This window comes from Pseudomonas sp. PA-5-4B (assembly GCF_021606215.1).
Taxonomy (GTDB): domain Bacteria; phylum Pseudomonadota; class Gammaproteobacteria; order Pseudomonadales; family Pseudomonadaceae; genus Aquipseudomonas; species Aquipseudomonas edaphica.
On record NZ_WKDB01000101.1, the window covers coordinates 1 to 18,450 of the forward strand.

At 60.2% G+C, this 18,450-nt stretch carries 19 protein-coding genes; 13 read left to right on the top strand and 6 right to left on the bottom strand.

What is annotated here, in order from left to right; translation table 11 throughout:
* The first annotated feature begins 167 nt into the window (after positions 1–167).
* Both GIW28_RS28790 and ccoM read left to right on the top strand, forming a co-directional pair.
* The gene (locus tag GIW28_RS28790) at positions 168–362 is read left to right on the top strand and encodes a hypothetical protein (RefSeq protein WP_236490462.1); all 195 of its coding nucleotides are present in this window, start codon (positions 168–170) and stop codon (positions 360–362) included.
* A gap of 143 nt (positions 363–505) precedes the next feature.
* The gene (gene ccoM / locus GIW28_RS30685; RefSeq protein WP_017137226.1) at positions 506–622 is read left to right on the top strand and encodes a cytochrome c oxidase subunit CcoM; all 117 of its coding nucleotides are present in this window, start codon (positions 506–508) and stop codon (positions 620–622) included.
* A gap of 198 nt (positions 623–820) precedes the next feature.
* Here the strand turns inward: ccoM and GIW28_RS28795 are convergent, their stop codons facing one another.
* The 3 genes from GIW28_RS28795 to GIW28_RS28805 all read right to left on the bottom strand — a co-directional run bounded on the left by GIW28_RS28795 (position 821) and on the right by GIW28_RS28805 (position 3,348).
* Entirely contained in the window at positions 821–2,296 is a 1,476-nt protein-coding gene (locus GIW28_RS28795; RefSeq protein ID WP_017137227.1) for an inorganic phosphate transporter, read from the bottom strand.
* A gap of 334 nt (positions 2,297–2,630) precedes the next feature.
* Entirely contained in the window at positions 2,631–2,831 is a 201-nt protein-coding gene (locus GIW28_RS28800) for a hypothetical protein (protein WP_003189295.1), read from the bottom strand.
* A gap of 295 nt (positions 2,832–3,126) precedes the next feature.
* On the bottom strand, positions 3,127–3,348 hold the full coding sequence (locus GIW28_RS28805; RefSeq protein WP_138452464.1) for a hypothetical protein: 222 nt from the start codon (positions 3,346–3,348) through the stop codon (positions 3,127–3,129).
* On the opposite strand from GIW28_RS28805, the gene pcaR reads away from it, so the two are divergent.
* From pcaR to pcaC, 11 genes are all read left to right on the top strand, one after another.
* Complete coding sequence (pcaR, locus tag GIW28_RS28810) at positions 3,337–4,179, top strand: pca regulon transcriptional regulator PcaR (RefSeq protein WP_017137228.1); 843 nt, start codon at positions 3,337–3,339, stop codon at positions 4,177–4,179. The two genes, GIW28_RS28805 and pcaR, sit on opposite strands and share 12 nt — an antisense overlap.
* 144 nt (positions 4,180–4,323) lie before the next feature.
* Positions 4,324–5,664, top strand: a complete 1,341-nt coding sequence (locus GIW28_RS28815) for an MFS transporter (protein ID WP_236446405.1) — start codon at positions 4,324–4,326, stop codon at positions 5,662–5,664.
* A 327-nt stretch (positions 5,665–5,991) separates the two neighbouring features.
* Positions 5,992–6,849: a CoA transferase subunit A gene (locus GIW28_RS28820; protein WP_017137230.1), complete on the top strand. Its 858-nt coding sequence runs from the start codon at positions 5,992–5,994 to the stop codon at positions 6,847–6,849.
* On the top strand, positions 6,849–7,628 hold the full coding sequence (locus tag GIW28_RS28825; RefSeq protein WP_017137231.1) for a CoA-transferase subunit beta: 780 nt from the start codon (positions 6,849–6,851) through the stop codon (positions 7,626–7,628). The genes GIW28_RS28820 and GIW28_RS28825 overlap by 1 nt, the downstream gene beginning before the upstream one ends.
* Positions 7,625–8,827, top strand: coding sequence for a 3-oxoadipyl-CoA thiolase (gene pcaF / locus GIW28_RS28830; RefSeq protein WP_169985849.1), 1,203 nt, complete (start codon positions 7,625–7,627; stop codon positions 8,825–8,827). The genes GIW28_RS28825 and pcaF overlap by 4 nt, the downstream gene beginning before the upstream one ends.
* Before the next feature lie 17 nt (positions 8,828–8,844).
* Positions 8,845–9,549: a protocatechuate 3,4-dioxygenase subunit beta gene (gene pcaH, locus GIW28_RS28835; RefSeq protein ID WP_017137233.1), complete on the top strand. Its 705-nt coding sequence runs from the start codon at positions 8,845–8,847 to the stop codon at positions 9,547–9,549.
* Position 9,550: 1 nt separating this feature from the next.
* Positions 9,551–10,117, top strand: a complete 567-nt coding sequence (pcaG, locus tag GIW28_RS28840) for a protocatechuate 3,4-dioxygenase subunit alpha (RefSeq protein ID WP_236446404.1) — start codon at positions 9,551–9,553, stop codon at positions 10,115–10,117.
* Between the two features lie 189 nt (positions 10,118–10,306).
* Positions 10,307–11,602: an MFS family transporter gene (locus GIW28_RS28845; RefSeq protein ID WP_017137235.1), complete on the top strand. Its 1,296-nt coding sequence runs from the start codon at positions 10,307–10,309 to the stop codon at positions 11,600–11,602.
* Positions 11,603–11,611: 9 nt separating this feature from the next.
* Positions 11,612–12,976, top strand: coding sequence for a 3-carboxy-cis,cis-muconate cycloisomerase (locus GIW28_RS28850; protein WP_169985440.1), 1,365 nt, complete (start codon positions 11,612–11,614; stop codon positions 12,974–12,976).
* 10 nt (positions 12,977–12,986) lie between these two features.
* Complete coding sequence (gene pcaD / locus GIW28_RS28855; protein ID WP_017137237.1) at positions 12,987–13,778, top strand: 3-oxoadipate enol-lactonase; 792 nt, start codon at positions 12,987–12,989, stop codon at positions 13,776–13,778.
* Between the two features lie 245 nt (positions 13,779–14,023).
* A complete protein-coding gene (gene pcaC / locus GIW28_RS28860) occupies positions 14,024–14,422 on the top strand; it encodes a 4-carboxymuconolactone decarboxylase (protein WP_017137238.1) in 399 nt (132 codons plus the stop codon).
* A gap of 27 nt (positions 14,423–14,449) precedes the next feature.
* Here the strand turns inward: pcaC and GIW28_RS28865 are convergent, their stop codons facing one another.
* The 3 genes from GIW28_RS28865 to GIW28_RS28875 all read right to left on the bottom strand — a co-directional run bounded on the left by GIW28_RS28865 (position 14,450) and on the right by GIW28_RS28875 (position 18,377).
* Positions 14,450–16,045 (bottom strand): M91 family zinc metallopeptidase, encoded by a 1,596-nt coding sequence (locus GIW28_RS28865; protein ID WP_236448104.1) that lies wholly within the window; start codon positions 16,043–16,045, stop codon positions 14,450–14,452.
* Between the two features lie 110 nt (positions 16,046–16,155).
* Entirely contained in the window at positions 16,156–17,043 is an 888-nt protein-coding gene (locus tag GIW28_RS28870; protein WP_017137240.1) for a polysaccharide deacetylase family protein, read from the bottom strand.
* An 83-nt stretch (positions 17,044–17,126) separates the two neighbouring features.
* Positions 17,127–18,377, bottom strand: coding sequence for an OprD family porin (locus tag GIW28_RS28875; RefSeq protein ID WP_236448105.1), 1,251 nt, complete (start codon positions 18,375–18,377; stop codon positions 17,127–17,129).
* Between the last annotated feature and the right edge of the window lie 73 nt (positions 18,378–18,450).

Here is an 18,450-nt window from a genome sequence, read left to right on the forward strand (position 1 = left end):
ATCGATCTCCAGAATAGTATGATCGATGTAGTTGGATGGCAGAGAGCATAGGGAAGGTAGGTATGATATGAGGTGGATGTTGTATCTTTTTTTTTTAAAGCAGAAGAGGGCATACGATATTAATCTCGTCGTCTGGTGGGCTGGGAGATGTGTAAAAGAGACATTTATTGACCCATTCCCGCCACGACGTAAGCCCAGCCATGAGTGAAGACGACAAACTGATCGACCTGAATGCCGAACGTGCCAAACGTGTGCATGACTTGAATGACAAGCGCCTGAATGAAGTTCGCCAGGCATTTGAGCAGGCGATGCCGCTTGGCAAAGTTAAGAAAAAACCCAAGAACAAGCCGAAAAAGCGTTGAAACAGCCTGCATTTGTTGATGCAGGTCAGTTATTACCCTTCTTTAAGCCCCGTTGCGGGCGACATTGATCCCGGTCAATTTTCCACTCCGCCTTCTCCATTAACTTAGCCCTATCGCAACAGGGCATGAGCAGGAGGCCGGTCATGTTTTTCGATAATGTGGTGTTTGCCGGGGTGCTGACTGTCAGCCTCATGGTGCTGTTTTTTGTAGGGTTTGGGATTTTTATCTGGAAGGACGCTAATAAGCGTAAAGAACCGTAAGTTCTTCTGGGTTACATGAGCACGCAAGGCATTTTGGGCGACTTCGGTCGCCCTTTTTTTTGCCTGCTATTTAATGTGATCGTTCCCACGCTCCGCGTGGGAATGCCGCCGAGGACGCTCTGCGTCCCGCACCTGTAGTTGCATAAAAAAAGGTGCGATCCTCATCGAGGTCGCACCTTCTTTTTCAACGGTTGGCTATCAACTGCCCAGCGCCTTGGAGGCCAGCCAGAACAACCCGGCCGACAGGCCCACGGTTGCCGGCAAGGTCAACACCCAAGCCATCAGGATGGTCTTCACCGTGCCGCCTTGCAGGCCGCTCTTATTGGCAACCATGGTGCCGGCCACGCCTGAAGACAGTACGTGAGTGGTGGAAACCGGCAGGCTGAAAATGTTGGCCAGGCCAATCATGCTCGCCGTGGTGATCTGTGCCGACATGCCTTGGGCATAGGTCATGCCCTGCTTGCCGATCTTCTCACCGATGGTCAGTACCACACGCTTCCAGCCCACCATGGTACCCAGGCCCAGGGCCAGTGCGACGGCGAGGATCACCCAGAACGGGGCGTACTCGGTGGTGGCGGTCAAGTCTTTGCGCAGCTTGTCCAGGTCGGACTTCTCACGCGCATCCAGGCCCGGCAGCTTGCCGACTTTCTTCGCGGTGTCGTCCAGGCACAGCAAGTAGCGGCGCACTTCAATGCGGTGCTCGGCAGTCAGCGAGTGGTAGTCGGAAACGCCTTTCAGGGTTTCCATCAATGCATTGATAGTCGGCTCGGTCTGCTGCGGGTTGCACCGAAACTTGCCCGGCAGGTCGTCCTTCACGCTTTTGCCCAGTGCCAGGAACTCGCCGAGCGTGGCGTTATTGCGCTCGTAAAACTGGCTCAAATGCACGGTGGCATCGCGAGTACGTTCAATCTGGTAAGTGGTGCTTCCCAGGTCGAGTACGAACTGCGCCGGTACGATACCGATGAGCACCAGCATGATCAGGCCGATGCCTTTCTGGCCATCATTGGAGCCGTGTACGAAGCTCACGGCCATGGCCGAGATCACCAGTACCAGACGGTTCCAGAACGGTGGGTGCTTCTTGTCGTCAAGTTTGCGGCGCTGGTCCGGGGTCTTGTGCATTTTCGACAGTGGGCGCCACCATTTCAGGCCGATCAGCACCAGAGCTGCGACCAGGAAGCCGGCCATCGGCGAGAACACCAGGGAAGCACCGATATCGATGGCTTTCTGCCAGTTCACACCGTCAGCCAATGGGATGTCGTTGATCAGGGCATTGGCCAGGCCGACACCAAGGATCGAGCCGATCAAGGTATGGGAGCTGGAGGCCGGGATACCGAAGTACCAGGTGCCCAGGTTCCAGGTGATCGCCGCTGCCAATAAAGAGAAGACCATTGCCAGGCCATGGCCGGTGTTCACATTGATCAACAACTCCACCGGCAGCAAGTGCACGATGGCGTAGGCGACGCCGACACCACCGAGCAACACGCCGAGGAAGTTGAACACCCCGGAGAAGAACACGGCCAGGTGCGGCGGCATGGCTTTGGTGTAGATGACTGTGGCCACCGCGTTAGCGGTGTCATGAAAGCCATTGATGAACTCGAAGGCGAGGACAAAGGCCAGGGCGAGCAACAGGCTCACTAGAACCCAAGCATCCAGTCCGCTGAATAAATCGATCATGAAGGTTTTCTGACCCGGTCGTAAGGGGGCGCGATTATGCCAGAAAACCTCAGTAATCGATGCATTAGCTGCTCATCGGTAACAATCTTCACTGAAAAAACACCGGGCAAAGCGGCGCATCCCAGGGTTTTCGGGGCTTTGGCAAGTCTTTGATTTATAAAGTGCGGGGCCGAAAAGACACGGATTTGTCATGCAAACGTCATGTCTGAAACATTTGTATGAAATTTCGTTGGCGGCAGCAGGACGCTGACCAATGGTGAGCCAATGCACGGTGCCTTCCGCCGGCGCTGGGCCGGCAGAGACAGCAAGACCCTGGAAACTCTGAGCGAAGGGCTTATGGCTCTTCGGTCTTGAGTTCCTGTTCAATCTTTTGAATTTCCTGGGCAAATGCCTGATCCAGCAAACTGGCCCGTTTGCGCCAGGGTTTGCGCTCGGGTTCAGGTTGCGCGGCGTAGGTGGTGACTTCCCCGCCGTAAACGTCCTTGTAACGTTGTTCCTGGCGCTCAAGTTCCGCGCGCAGTTCGTCTTTCGTCACAGTGTTACCTAATTAAGTTGAGTGTATTGACGGTGCAGCGTCATGCCTGAAAGTCGTCCTCGGGTTGTTCAAAATTGAACAGTAGAACCATTCAAGTTTGAAAAAGGGCCAAAGGGCAGATCTTATAAACAGGTATGTGTGACCGATGATGCCTGTAACGCGCATCGCCTCGTGAGCTCCACTCCCGATGATAATGAAATCGGGCTGACCTCTGCACAAGCTGCATTATAGCGGCGCATTTGGATAAAACTATCAGCATTAAGTTAAAAAGCGTCAACTTCGTGTGAGACTTTTGTTACATGACGGTGTGAGTCATTTGCGCGTTTTGCGCATGACTGTAGTGGTCTACCCGGCTGTCGGGTTCCATCGGCAAAATTGCGATAATCGCATGGCTGTCCGATAATCGCCCGATGTTGCGGGCGCAACCTTGTGCATCCCGGCCGGCGCGGCTTGTAATGGCGGCCAACCCTCCCTGCGGTTGAAAACAAGAGAAAGGACCCTGGAAATGAACGATCAATTGCGCAACTCCTTCGCATCAGTGGCGCCGCCGATCGTGGCTTCACCGGCCAAGCGTATTCAGGCGTTTACCGGTGATCCGGACTTCATGACCTCCCTGGCGCGCGGCCTGGCAGTGGTGCAAGCGTTTCAGGAGCGCAAACGCCACCTGACCATCGCCCAGATCAGTCATCGCACCGAAATCCCGCGTGCCGCCGTGCGCCGTTGCCTGCACACCTTGATCAAGCTCGGTTATGCCACCACCGATGGGCGCACCTATTCGCTGCTGCCCAAAGTCTTGACCCTGGGGCATGCGTATTTGTCCTCCACGCCATTGGCCGTATCGGCCCAGCCTTACCTGGACCGTATGAGCGAGCAATTGCACGAGGCTTGCAACATGGCGACCCTGGAAGGCGACGACATCCTTTATATCGCCCGCTCGGCCACCACCCAGCGCCTGATCTCGGTGGACCTGTCGGTGGGCGGGCGTTTGCCGGCGTATTGCACATCGATGGGGCGCATCCTCCTGGCGGCGCTGGACGATGCCTCGCTCAAGGACTATCTCGACCACGCCGACCTGCAAACCAAGACCAGCCGCACCCTGACCACGCCCGAAGCCTTGTTCGAATGCCTGCAACAAGTGCGTCAACAAGGCTGGTGCATCGTCGATCAGGAGCTGGAGCAGGGCTTACGCTCCATCGCCGTGCCGGTGTACGACGCTTCCGGCCAGGTGTTGGCCGCGCTCAATGTCAGCACCCACGCCGGGCGTGTCAGCCGCAGCGAGCTGGAGCAGCGGTTTTTGCCAAGCATGCTCAGCGCCAGCCGCGAGTTGAGTGCGCAACTGTTTGCCTAAGTGTTCGGTGACCGCACAGATCCCGGCTTGATCAATTGACGCTGTTTCCCCCGACTTATTACTGTGCGGCAGCGCTCTGAAGAGCCGCCCAATAATAATGACGACCCCAGGTCGTTGGCCCGCCATCGGTGTGGAATAAAAATAATGAATCAGCCTTCTGTCGGTACCACCCTGGACGTGCAGTCCTTTATCAACGCCCAGCCACTCTCGCGTTACCAGTGGCGTGTGGTAATCCTGTGTTTCCTGATTGTCTTCCTCGATGGCCTCGACACCGCTGCCATGGGCTTTATTGCGCCTGCGCTGTCCCAGGACTGGGGCATCGACCGCGCCAGCCTTGGCCCGGTAATGAGTGCCGCGTTGATCGGCATGGTGTTTGGTGCGCTCGGTTCCGGCCCGCTGGCGGACCGTTTTGGCCGCAAAGTGGTGCTGGTGAGTGCGGTGTTGGTGTTTGGCGCATTCAGCCTGGCCTCGGCCTACAGCAGCAACGTCGACCAACTGCTGGTGTTGCGCTTCCTGACCGGGCTGGGCCTGGGCGCAGGGATGCCGAACGCCACGACGCTGCTGTCCGAATACACCCCCGAGCGCCACAAATCGTTGCTGGTGACCAGCATGTTCTGCGGTTTCAACCTGGGCATGGCCGGCGGCGGATTTATCTCGGCCAAGCTGATCCCGGCGTTTGGCTGGCATAGCCTGCTGCTGATCGGCGGCATTCTGCCGTTGATTTTGGCGGTGGTGCTATTGGTATGGCTGCCGGAATCGGCGCGTTACCTGGTGGTGCGCAACCGCGGCACCGACAAGGTGCGCAAGACGTTGTCCCCCATCGAACCCACGATTGTTGCCCAGGCGACCAGCTTCAGCGTGCCCGAGCAAAAAACCGTCAAGGCGCGCAACGTGTTCGCGGTGATCTTCTCCGGCACCTACAGCGCCGGCACCCTGCTGCTGTGGCTCACCTACTTTATGGGCCTGGTGATTGTTTACCTGCTGACCAGTTGGCTGCCGACCCTGATGCGCGACAGCGGCGCCAGTATGGAACAGGCAGCCTTTATCGGCGCGTTGTTCCAGTTCGGCGGCGTGCTGAGCGCGGTCGGCGTGGGCTGGGCAATGGACCGCTTCAATCCCCACAAGGTCATCGGCACTTTCTACCTGTTGGCCGGGGTGTTTGCCTACGCAGTGGGGCAGAGCCTGGGCAATATCACCGTACTGGCGACCTTGGTGTTGATCGCCGGCATGTGCGTCAACGGCGCGCAATCGGCCATGCCATCCCTGGCCGCGCGCTTCTACCCGACCCAGGGCCGCGCGACCGGCGTGTCGTGGATGCTCGGCATCGGTCGCTTCGGCGCGATCCTCGGCGCGTGGATGGGCGCCACCTTGCTGGGCCTGGGCTGGAACTTCGAACAAGTGCTGACGGCGCTGGTGATTCCGGCGGCGTTGGCCACGGCTGCCGTGGTGATCAAGGGCATGGTCAGCCATGCGGATGCTACCTGATCCCCGCGCGATTCAAGTGGGCGCTAAATTGCGTGGGAGCTGGCTTGGGTGGGAGCTGGCTTGCCTGCGATGCAGACACCTCGGTCTGTCAGGTAAACCGTGGTGATGCAATCGCAGGCAAGCCAGCTCCCACATAAGCCAGCTCCCACATAAGCCAGGCCCTCAGACTGAGCGAGTTTTCGTAAACGATTAGCTAGACAACAATCCGTTCGATAATCGAACGCTGAGTCGATTATCGGATTGTTTGGTCCATTTGCCCGGCTTAATCTTCAAGCACTTCGGCGCCACCTCAGCGCCTTTTTCGATCAACACCGGGAGCCCAACCCCATGGCTGAAATTCTCACCCTGCGTGATGCGGTCAAGCGCTTCGTGAACGACGGCGATACCGTCGCCCTCGAAGGCTTCACTCATCTGATCCCTACGGCAGCGGGTCATGAAATCATTCGTCAGGGCAAGAAAGACCTGACGCTGGTGCGCATGACGCCTGACCTGATCTACGACCAGTTGATCGGTGCCGGCTGCGCGCGCAAGTTGATTTTCTCCTGGGGCGGCAACCCGGGCGTGGGTTCCCTGCATCGCCTGCGCGATGCCGTTGAAAAGCAATGGCCGCAGCCGCTGGAGATCGAAGAACACAGCCACGCCGACCTGGCCAATGCCTACGTTGCCGGAGCCTCGGGCCTGCCGTTTGCGGTGCTGCGCGCCTATGCCGGCTCCGACCTGCCCAAGGTCAACCCGCTGATCAAAACCGTGACCTGCCCATTCACTGGCGAAGTGCTGGCGGCCGTGCCGTCGGTGCGTCCGGACATCACCGTGATCCACGCACAAAAGGCCGACCGCAAGGGCAATGTGCTGCTCTGGGGCATTCTCGGTGTGCAGAAGGAAGCGGCCCTGGCGGCCAAGCGTTGCATCGTCACCGTCGAAGAAATCGTCGATGACCTGAATGCACCGATGAACAGCTGCGTGCTGCCGACCTGGGCCTTGACTGCGGTGTGCCATGTACCCGGTGGTGCGCACCCGTCCTACGCCCATGGCTACAACGAGCGCGACAACCGCTTCTATCAGGCGTGGGACCCCATCGCCCGCGACCGTGGGACCTTTACCGCGTGGATCGACGAATATATCCACGGCACCGCTGACTTCAGTGAATTCCAGGCCAAGCTGGCCCACGCGCAGGAGGCCAAGTAATGGCTTACTCGACCAATGAAATGATGACCGTCGCCGCCGCGCGCCGCCTCAAGAACGGCTCGGTGTGCTTTGTCGGTATCGGCTTGCCTTCCAAGGCCGCCAACCTGGCACGCCTGACCTCGTCGCCGGACGTGGTGCTGATCTACGAATCCGGCCCGATTGGCGCCAAGCCAAGCGTATTGCCGCTGTCGATCGGTGACGGCGAACTGGCAGAAACCGCCGACACGGTAGTACCGACCGGTGAGATTTTTCGCTACTGGCTGCAAGGCGGGCGCATCGACGTCGGCTTTCTCGGCGCCGCCCAGGTCGACCGCTTCGGCAACATCAACACCACCGTGGTGGGCGATTATCACCAACCCAAAGTGCGCCTGCCGGGTGCCGGTGGCGCGCCGGAGATTGCCGGTTCCGCCAAGAGCGTGTTGATCATCCTCAAGCAGTCGGCGCGCTCGTTTGTCGACAAACTGGACTTCATCACCTCGGTCGGCCACGGCGAAGGCGGTGACTCACGCAAGCGCCTGGGCCTGCCTGGCGCCGGCCCTGTAGGGATTATTACCGACCTGTGCATCATGGAACCGGAGGAGGGCAGCCATGAGTTTGTGGTCACCGCGCTGCACCCTGGCGTCACCCGTGAACAAGTGGTGGCAGCCACCGGTTGGGCAATTCGTTTTGCCGACCACGTAAGCACCACCGCCGAGCCGACCGAGGTGGAGCTGACCGCGCTGCGTGATCTCGAAGCGCGCACTGCCGCCGCCCACGGCCAAGCACCGGGAGAAGCCTGATGCGTGACGTCTTTATCTGTGATGCCATCCGCACGCCCATCGGCCGTTTCGGCGGTGGCTTGTCCACGGTGCGCGCCGATGACTTGGCAGCCTTGCCAATCAAGGCACTGATCGAGCGCAACCCGTCGGTGGACTGGAGCGCGGTCGACGAAGTATTCCTCGGCTGCGCCAACCAGGCCGGTGAAGACAACCGCAACGTCGCGCGTATGGCGTTGCTGTTGGCGGGCTTGCCGCAAAGCATTCCGGGCGTGACCCTCAACCGCCTGTGCGCCTCGGGCATGGACGCGATCGGCACGGCCTTCCGCGCCATCGCCAGCGGCGAAATGGAGCTGGCGATTGCCGGTGGCGTCGAGTCGATGTCCCGTGCGCCGTTCGTGATGGGCAAGGCTGACGCGGCGTTTTCGCGCAACATGAAACTGGAAGACACCACCATCGGCTGGCGTTTTATCAACCCGTTGATGAAGGCCCAATACGGCGTGGATGCGATGCCGCAAACGGCCGATAACGTCGCCGACGACTACAACGTGTCCCGCGCCGATCAGGACGCCTTCGCCCTGCGCAGCCAGCAACGCACCGCCGCCGCGCAAGCCGCCGGGTTCTTTGCTGAAGAAATCGTGCCGGTGCGCGTCGCCCATAAAAAAGGCGAAACCGTGGTGGAGCACGACGAGCATCCACGCGACACCACCCTGGAGGCCCTGGCCAAACTCAAGCCGGTCAATGGCCCGGATAAAACCGTCACCGCCGGCAATGCGTCGGGCGTGAATGACGGTGCGGCGGCGCTGATTCTGGCGTCTGCCGAAGCGGTCAAAAAGCACGGCCTCACCGCCCGCGCTCGCGTATTGGGCATGGCCAGCGCCGGCGTTGCGCCGCGGGTGATGGGCATCGGCCCGGTGCCGGCGGTGCGCAAACTGGTGGAGCGCCTTGGTTTGGCGGTCACCGACTTTGACGTGATCGAACTCAACGAAGCCTTCGCCAGCCAAGGCCTGGCGGTGCTGCGTGAACTGGGGATCGCCGACGATGCCGCGCAGGTCAACCCGAACGGCGGCGCCATCGCCCTTGGCCACCCGTTGGGCATGAGCGGCGCGCGGTTGGTGCTGACGGCACTGCATCAGTTGGAGAAAACCGGCGGCCGCAAAGGCCTGGCGACCATGTGTGTGGGCGTCGGCCAAGGCTTGGCCCTGGCGATTGAACGCATCTGATAAGAGAGGATTGCTCCATGAGTGACAAGCCCGGTTACCGGCGCCCGCAAGCGGGCACCCAACCTGATTACCTGCACCCGGCCTACCAGTCGACGAACCTGCGTTCGCCGTCCCAGCCATTGGTGTTTCTGCCGCACTCCTTGTCGGAAATCACCGGCCCGACCATCGGCGCCGAGCGGATCAACGAGAAGGACAACGACCTCACCGCCCAGCACGAAGGCGAGCCCCAGGGCGAACGCATCATCATCCACGGCCGAGTGCTGGATGAAAACGGCCTGCCGGTGCCGGGCATTCTGGTGGAGATCTGGCAGGCCAACGCCGCCGGTCGCTACAACCACAAGCGCGACCTGCACGACGCGCCGCTGGACCCGAACTTTACCGGCACCGGCCGCACCGTCACCGACGCCGACGGCTGGTATCAGTTCCAGACCATCAAGCCCGGCGCCTACCCGTGGGGCAACCACCACAACGCGTGGCGCCCGGCGCATATCCACTTCTCGCTGTTTGGCCCCAGCGTACTGACGCGACTGGTCACGCAGATGTATTTCCCCGGTGACCCGCTGCTGGAATACGACCCGATCTACAACTGTGTACCGGACACCAGCGCCAAGCAGCGTCTGATCGCGCGTTTTGATCTGGAAAAAACCATTCCGTCCTATGCCCTCGGCTATCGCTGGGACATCGTTTTGCGTGGCCGCGACGCCACGCCGATGGAGAAATGAGATGACCCTCAATGCGACCACGTCCCACACCGTCGGGCCGTATTACCACATCGGCCTGACCTGGCTGAACCGCGAAGACCTGACCGTGCCGGCCACCTTGGGCGAGCGCGTGGCAATCAGCGGGCAGGTGGTGGACGGCAACGGTGATGTCGTCAACGACGCCATGCTGGAAGTCTGGCAAGCCAATGCCGCCGGCAAGTACGACCACCCCGAAGACGAGCAGGCCAAGGCCGTCGATCCCACCTTTGAAGGGTTTGGCCGGGTGCCGGTGGATGCCGAAGGCCGCTTTCGGTTTACCACCATCAAGCCGGGCAGTGTGCCGGGCCTGCAAGGCACGACCCAGGCGCCGCATCTGGTGGTGCTGGTGTTTGCCCGTGGTTTGGTCAAGCACCTGCTGACGCGGATCTATTTCGATGGCGAAGCGTTGAATGGCGATGACCCGTTGCTGGCGTGTGTGCCTGCTGAGCGTCGCGGCACGTTGATTGCCAAGCCGGATGCGCAGGGTGTGCATCAGTGGAATGTGATTTTGCAGGGCACAGACAAGGAGACGGTGTTCTTCGATTATTGAGTTGAGCTGGCGGGCGCCATCGCGGGCAAGCCCGGCTCCCACATTTTGAACGGTGAACAGGTTCAAAGGTGGGAGCTGGCTTGCCTGCGATGGCGCCCTCAAGGCCGCACCTATGCAAAAGTCTGCTTGCGGAACATGGTTGTTGCAAAGTATGTCTAGGCTATAACCGTTCCCACTGAGTAAAAAAACATGACAACAAAAACGAGTCACTACACCGGAGAAGAACGCAGCAAACGGATTTTTGCGATTGTCGGGGCCTCCTCCGGCAACCTGGTCGAATGGTTCGACTTCTACGTCTATGCCTTCTGCGCGATTTATTTTGCCCCGGCGTTTTTCCCCTCGGACGATCCCACGGTCCAGTTGCTCAACACCGCTGGGGTGTTTGCTGCCGGATTCCTGATGCGACCCATCGGTGGCTGGCTGTTTGGCCGAGTGGCCGACAAGCACGGGCGCAAAAATTCGATGATGATCTCGGTGCTGATGATGTGCGCCGGTTCGCTGGTCATCGCCTTTTTGCCCACCTACAAAGATATCGGCGCCTGGGCGCCGGCCTTGCTGCTGGTGGCGCGCCTGTTCCAGGGCCTGTCGGTGGGTGGCGAATACGGCACCACGGCGACCTACATGAGTGAAGTGGCACTCAAGGGCCAGCGCGGCTTTTTTGCCTCATTCCAATACGTGACCCTGATCGGCGGCCAATTGCTGGCGGTGCTGGTGGTGGTGATCCTGCAACAGATCCTGAGTGAAGAAGAACTGCGCGCCTGGGGCTGGCGTATTCCGTTCGTGATCGGTGCCATTGCTGCGGTGATCTCCCTGCTGCTGCGTCGCACCTTGAAAGAAACCACCAGCAAGGAAATGCGTGAAGACAAAGACGCCGGCAGCATCGTCGCGCTGTTCCGCGACCACGGCAAAGCCTTCATTACCGTGCTGGGCTACACCGCCGGTGGCTCGTTGATTTTCTACACCTTTACCACGTACATGCAGAAATACCTGGTGAACACCGTGGGCATGCACGCCAAGACGTCGAGCTACATCATGACCGGCGCGCTGTTCCTGTACATGTGCATGCAGCCGCTGTTCGGCATGTTGGCGGACAAGATCGGTCGACGTAATTCGATGCTCTGGTTCGCAGGCCTGGGCACGCTGTTCACCGTGCCGATCCTGCTGACCCTGAAAACCGTCACCAGTCCGTTCCTGGCCTTTGTGTTGATCACCCTGGCTTTGGCGATCGTCAGCTTCTACACCTCGATCAGCGGCCTGGTCAAAGCGGAGATGTTCCCGCCGCAGGTGCGCGCACTGGGTGTGGGCCTGGCGTATGCGGTGGCGAATGCGATTTTTGGTGGTTCGGCCGAAGTCGTTGCGTTGAGCCTGAAATCCATTGGCATGGAAAATACCTTTTACTGGTACGTCACCGCGATGATGGCGGTCGCTTTCCTGTTCAGCCTGCGTCTGCCCAAACAGGCGGCTTATCTACATCACGACCTCTAGGGATGAGTTATGACACTGCGCACGAGCAATCAACTGTTCGACGCTTACTTCACCGCTGACAGCATGGCCGAGGTGTTCTGCGACCAGGGACGTTTGCAGGGCATGCTGGATTTCGAAGCGGCGCTGGCCCGGGCCGAGGCCCGGGTCGGGCTGATTCCGCAAGCCGCCGTCGCACCGATTGCCCAGGCGTGCCTGGCTTCGCTTTACGATGTGGACGCCCTCGGTGAGGCGATTGCCTCGGCGGGGAACTCGGCGATTCCACTGGTGAAGGCCTTGGGCAAATTGATTGCCGCTGAAGATGCCGGCGCCGAGCGTTACGTGCACCTGGGCGCGACCAGCCAGGATGTGATGGACACCGGGCTGGTGTTGCAACTGCGCCAGGCGTTGACGCTGATTGAAGCGGACCTGGCGCAATTGGGCGAGGTGCTTGCTGTGCAGGCCCAGCGTTATGCCGACGTGCCCCTGGCCGGGCGAACCTGGTTGCAGCATGCGACGCCGGTCACGCTGGGGATGAAAATCGCCGGTTGGCTGGGCGCGGTGACGCGCAGTCGCCAACGCCTGGCCGAGCTGAAGCCGCGCTTGCTGGTGCTGCAGTTTGGCGGCGCGTCCGGCACCCTGGCGGCACTCGGTGAGCACGCCATGCCGGTGGCGCAGGCCTTGGCGGCTGAGCTGCAACTGGGCCTGCCCGAGCAACCCTGGCACACCCAACGTGATCGACTGGTGGAGTTTGCCGGCGTGCTCGGCCTGATCGCCGGCAGCCTCGGCAAGCTGGGGCGCGACCTCAGCCTGTTGATGCAGACCGAAGCGGCGGAGGTGTTCGAGCCATCGGCGCCGGGCAAGGGTGGCTCATCGACCATGCCGCACAAGCGCAACCCCGTCGGCGCCGCCGTGTTGATCAGCGCGGCCACCCGCGTGCCGGGGCTGGTGGCGACGATGTTCAGCGCCATGCCCCAGGAGCATGAGCGCAGCCTGGGCCTGTGGCACGCCGAGTGGGAAACCCTGCCAGAGATTTGCCGGCTGGTGTCGGGTGCCTTGAAACAGGCGCTGCTGGTGAGCCAAGGCTTGGAGGTCGACCCCGAGCGCATGGCGCACAACCTCGATCTGACCCAGGGCCTGGTGCTGGCCGAAGCCGTGAGTATCGTGCTTGCCCAGCGCCTGGGCCGCGAGACCGCTCACCATCTATTGGAGCAATGTTGTAAACGCGCCGTCGCCGAACGGCGACATCTGCGCGCGGTTCTGGCGGACGAAGCACAGGTCACCGCCGAGTTGTCGGCGGTGGAACTGGACCGCCTGCTCGATCCGGCCCACTACTTGGGCCAGGCTCAAACCTGGGTTACCCGTGCGGTGACCGACCATTTTGCTTTGACTGCGTAAGGAGACCGCCGTGGCATTTGTACAACTGGCCGAAGGCCCATTGCATTACCAACTGGACGGGCCTGAGGGCGCGCCGGTGCTGGTGTTGTCCAACTCGTTGGGCACCGACCTGCATATGTGGGACATCCAGATCCCGGCCTTCACCCAGCACTTTCGCGTACTGCGTTTCGATACCCGTGGCCATGGCAAATCCCTGGTCACCGAAGGGCCGTACAGCATCGAGCAGCTGGGTCGCGATGTGATTGCGTTGCTCGATGCGCTGGATATTCAGCGTGCGCATTTTTGCGGGCTGTCCATGGGCGGCCTGATCGGCCAATGGCTGGGCATCCACGCAGGTGATCGCCTGCTGCGCCTGGTGGTGTGCAACACCGCCGCCAGGATCGGCACGCCGGAGATCTGGAACCCGCGAATCGAGATGGTTTTGCGTGACGGTGCGGCGGCCATGGTAGCGCTGCGCGATGCGTCGATTGCACGCTGGTTTACCGCCGATTTCGCCGCCGCCAACCCGCACCAGGCCCAGCAGATTACCGACATGCTTGCCGCCACGTCGCCCCAAGGTTACGCCGCCAACTGCGCAGCCGTACGCGATGCGGATTTGCGCGAGCAACTGTCCACGATCCAAGTGCCGACCCTGGCGATTGCCGGCACCGAAGATGCCGTTACGCCGCCGGCCGGCAGCCGCTTTATCCAGAATCAGATCAAGGGCGCCGAGTACGCCGAGTTCTACGCGGCGCACCTGTCCAACGTACAGGCCGGCGCCGCGTTCAGCGACCGCGTGCTGGCGTTCCTGTTGGCTGATTAAACCTGTGGCAGCGAGCTTGTTCTGGAGAGCTGACGTGTTCTGTATAGCAGGCTTGTTGTGACAGACAGGCTTGTTGTGGCGAGCAGGCTTGCCCTGCGTTGGGCGGCGAAGCGGCCCTGATACAGCCACCGCGTTCTTCCCGATGAACCGCATCGCCAGGTTTTGGGGCCGCTTCGCGCCCCAGCGCAGGGCAAGCCTGCTCGCCACACGTGTTCGAGCTTCTATCAAATGTTTAAGGAGTTTTTGTGGACGAGAAACAACGTTATGCCGATGGCCTGCAAGTGCGTCGCGAAGTGCTGGGCGATGCCCATGTCGACCGCAGCCTCAATGCCCTGACCGAGTTCAACAGCGAGTTCCAGGAAATGATCACCCGCCACGCCTGGGGTGATATCTGGACCCGCCCCGGCCTGCCTCGGCATACCCGCAGCCTGATCACCATCGCCATGTTGATCGGCATGAATCGTAGTGAAGAATTAAAACTTCACCTGCGTGCCGCCGCCAGCAACGGCGTGACACGCGCCGAGATCAAGGAAGTGCTGATGCAGAGCGCGATCTACTGCGGGATACCGGCAGCCAATGCGACGTTCCACTTGGCCGAGTCGGTGTGGGATGAGCTGGGCGTCGAGTCACGGGAGTCGGTTTGATCAACCCACTCCCTCGCTCAATACCCCTCAGGTGTAGGTAGTGCGTAACGGACGGCGCATCTCCTCTCGAAACCCATTTTCGGAAAACGGCTTGGGGTTTGTTGTACTCGGTTCGGCCGCGGGGTGACCTACAAAATTAAATGGCTGAGCAACGGTAAACAGTCCTACGGCTTGCCGTTCATCATTGGGTTCACCGTCGGGGTTCTCCGGTATGGCGGTGCTGCCTGCGAGGAACGTTCCCGAGGCGCCATTATAGGCGTGGGCCATTTCGTGATAGAGGGCGTTGACGGGTGCGCTGTCTGCATCCAGCGAATACGAGGGGTTGTATTGTATCTGCGCACCCGTTGCGACGGCGCCAGCTTGTTGGTGTGTGATGAAGCCTTGGGCCGCAGGTGCCAGCGTATCCATAGAGTGACCTGCTTCGAGGTGGTTGCGAATGGCCGCATTACTGAAGTAGTAGCTGCCGTTGTCCTCCGTCAATTCAGTAATGCGTACCGGGGAATCATTCCGCTGAGCCGCGGCGTCGGCAGTACCGAGCATTCTCTTGCCTTGCCGGGATATTCTTAGCAGCTCCATATCGTCTTCTACGTTTTGTACGAACTCGGCAGAGCCCTCAATCACATAGCCACTTTTGCCCACCTCGCTGTGTTGCGTGTGAACGCGCTGGGAGCCCGGGGTACGATGAACCTCGTCCGACGGTTTGGCGTAGATGACGGTATTGTCGTTATCAGACCTGACGATGTTTTTGTCGCGCCCGGTGTAAATTGTGGCGGGGCCATTTGTGACGATCAGGTTTTCACCTTTGCCACCGTGCAGGACTGTCGGGATTTGAGTGTCGTTGCGCGTGACAATCATGAAGTCGTGACCGTCGCCGCCGTCCATGAACAGGCGACGATCAGCCGAGCCTTTTCCTGCCTGCATACGGTCATTGCCATTGTTGCCTTTGAGGACACCGTTCCCGGTGCCGGCGATCAACACGTCATTGCCATCGTTACCGAATGCGATGCCGTCGCCGCTCCCAAGCTTGAGCATATCGTCTCCCGCACCGCCATAGAGGCGGGTGTCTCCTGCGCCGGCACGCGCGTAATCATTGCCGGCGCCGAGCTCGATGCGAATGGCGTTTTTAACTTCAGGATCGATCAGAACACAATCGTCGCCCCCGTTGGTCCTGATGCGTAAGGGTTGCGATTCACTGCCGTCAGGGGACGTCAGCAGGTTCAGTTGATAGGGCTTATTGTTGATGGTCGCGATCAGACTATGACCCGGGCCTTTTTTAATGGTTACCTTGTCGGCACGGTTACCGGTCTCGATTACAAGTTCGTTGGAGGACGAGCCTATCGGCTTGCCGTTTTCGCTCATGTAGGCGATTTCCTGGTAGAACTTCACGTGCTTGTCGTGTCGCAATACGTCGGTGTTGATGTATTTTTTTTGGGTACTGTCCAGCGGATGCTGATCGGGAGTGAGTTTGGAATGCGAGGATAGGTATAGAAAATCTATCGGTCTGTCGCGCCCCACGTAGTAGGAACGCCGGGCACTGATCTCAATGGGCGCTTGCGATGCTGTTGGCGTTGTATCCGGGGGGGCAATCGAATGCTGATTAAGCGATGGCGAAGTGACGTTCATGGGATTCTCTTTTTTATTGACGTCCCTATGTGTGTTGGCGGCGTGAACTTGAGTTCCCCATGAGCGGCAAGCGCAAGTAGCAGCAAATATAACCGGTCGTCGCAGAGCGCCTAATGCGAGTCCGCATCCCACACCCAGTTCCACACCCCCGGCAGATGCACTACTTCATTCATATCCTTGACTGTGCGTGCCAGCGCTGCGCGTTCCAGCGTGGCGTGGTCGGTGTAGAACGGCTCGGCTGCGACCTTCATGCCATTGATCCGAGCGCTGTCCATCAGGATTTGCAAGTACTCCTGCATGTGTCGCGCGGTGTAACGGTTGATATCGTGGAAGGTCACCACCACGGGTATCACGCCGTCCACCGTTGGCAATTCGCCCAGAGCAATGCGTTCGCGCACCACAGACAGTTGCCGATACAAGTTCGCTCGCCGGCGTGGGCTGCCATTGAAACCCCAGATTTTTCCGTCATTGGCACTCAGGTCAGTCAGCAGCACATGCATGCCGTGGCGCTGGTAGGCGGCGAAGGTGCGGCGGTCGTAGTTCCAGAAGGGTGGGCGTACCAGCGTGGGCGCAGTGCCAGTGATCGACGCAATGTCGGCTGCGCCCTCGGTGAGGGTGCTTTCCAGCTCGGCGTCATTGAGCCAACGGTGGTTGGTGTGAAACGCCGTGGCTGTGTGAAAGGCCAACACATGCCCGGCGGCGTATTCGCGCTCCATGGTCTTGCGACCCCGCAGGCTGCCACCGGAGCGGGACGCTTCGGTCTGCAGGAAAAATACCGCCTTGATGCCCGGCAGTATCGGGTTGTGCAGCAAATCGGCCATCACTGACCGGCTGGGGTTGTTATAACCCGAGGCGCTGGGGCCGTCATCGAAGGTCAACAAGAAGCGGATGGGCGCCTGAGCCTGCAAGCGTTGCGCCGTCTGCGGCGTCAGGACGACAGGTGCGCCGATGCAGCCGCAAAGGCTCAGAGCCAGGACCAGCATGGCGAAGAATTTCATGGTGTGCATGCGCTCGAATAGAGGCCGCTGCTGGGCGGATCAGCAGCGGCAGGCGCGCACCATACAGTAAGTCCGACGCTGGTTTACAGCAGACTTATCGGGTAGCTGACGATCAACCGGTTCTCATCAAATTCGTTGTTGCTGTAATCACGACGCATCGTGGAGTTGCGCCAGCGCACATTGAGGTTCCTGAAGGTGCCGCTTTGCACCGTATAGCCCACTTCACTCTCGCGGCCCCACTCCTTACCATCAGTAATGGTGCCCGTATGCACGTTGCTACCGCTGATATAACGGTTCATCAAAGTCAGGCCAGGTATGCCCAGCGCGGCGAAGTTGTAGTCGTGGCGCACTTGCCAGGACTTTTCCTGGGCGTTGTCGTAGCTGGAGTTATAGCTGTCGTTGGCCAGGGTGCCGCCGCTGGTGCCGTTGACGCGCATCCAGGCACTGTTGCCGGTGAGTTTTTGCAGGCCGACATAGAAGGTGTTGCCGCCGTAACGGGCGGAGAACAGGCCGGACCAGGTCTTGTTGTCCAAGTCACCTGCCCGGGCGCTGCCGTCGTCCTTGCCGTAGAAAAAGCCGAGGTTGGCGCCCAGGGTCCAGTCGCCTATGGGCTGGCTATGGATCAGGTTGATGTATTGCTGGCTGTAGATGTCCTTGAGCTGGGCATTCCACACGCCGACTTGGGTGCGTTTGTCGTTGAACGCGTATTCACCGCCCTGGAAGTTGAAACGGTCGGAGGTGAAGGCCGTTTTACCGACCATCGACATGTCGGTCATGCTGCTGTCGTCGCGTGGGCTGTTGGCGCGGAACTGGCCGCCATAGAGGGTCAGGCCGTCGATCTCCTTTGAGGTGATCTGCCCGCCACGCAGGGTTTGCGGCAGGGAGCGGCCGTCGTCCGAGCGCAAAATCGGCAGCACCGGCATCCATTCGCCGACCTTGACTTCGGTCTTGGAGATTCGCGTCTTGAACGCGACCCCAAGACGCCCGAAGTTATCCGCCGGGCGGCCGTCGCGGTCCAGCGGCAATAGCTGGGTGCCGCCGGTGCCGCGCCCGCCATCGAGCTTTTGCGAGTACATGCCCAATACATCCACACCGAAACCCACCGTGCCCTGGGTGAAGCCGGAGCGGGCATCGAGGATAAAACTCTGCGTCCACTCCTGCGCGCCACCCTGGGTTTTGGTCGGGTTGGTGTAATTGCGGTTGAAGAAGAAGTTGCGCAGGTTGAGGTTGGCGCTGGCGTCTTCGAGAAAGCCGTGTTCTTCGGCGGCGACGGGCAGGGTAAGGCTGGCGACAGCGGTTGCCAGCAATAGCTGGCGCGGGCGGAACGTGCTCATGGTGTTGGACCTGTTGTTATTGGGTTTATGCAGGTGCCGGCCATGGTGCGGGGCGGTGCGGGGGCGATGAAAG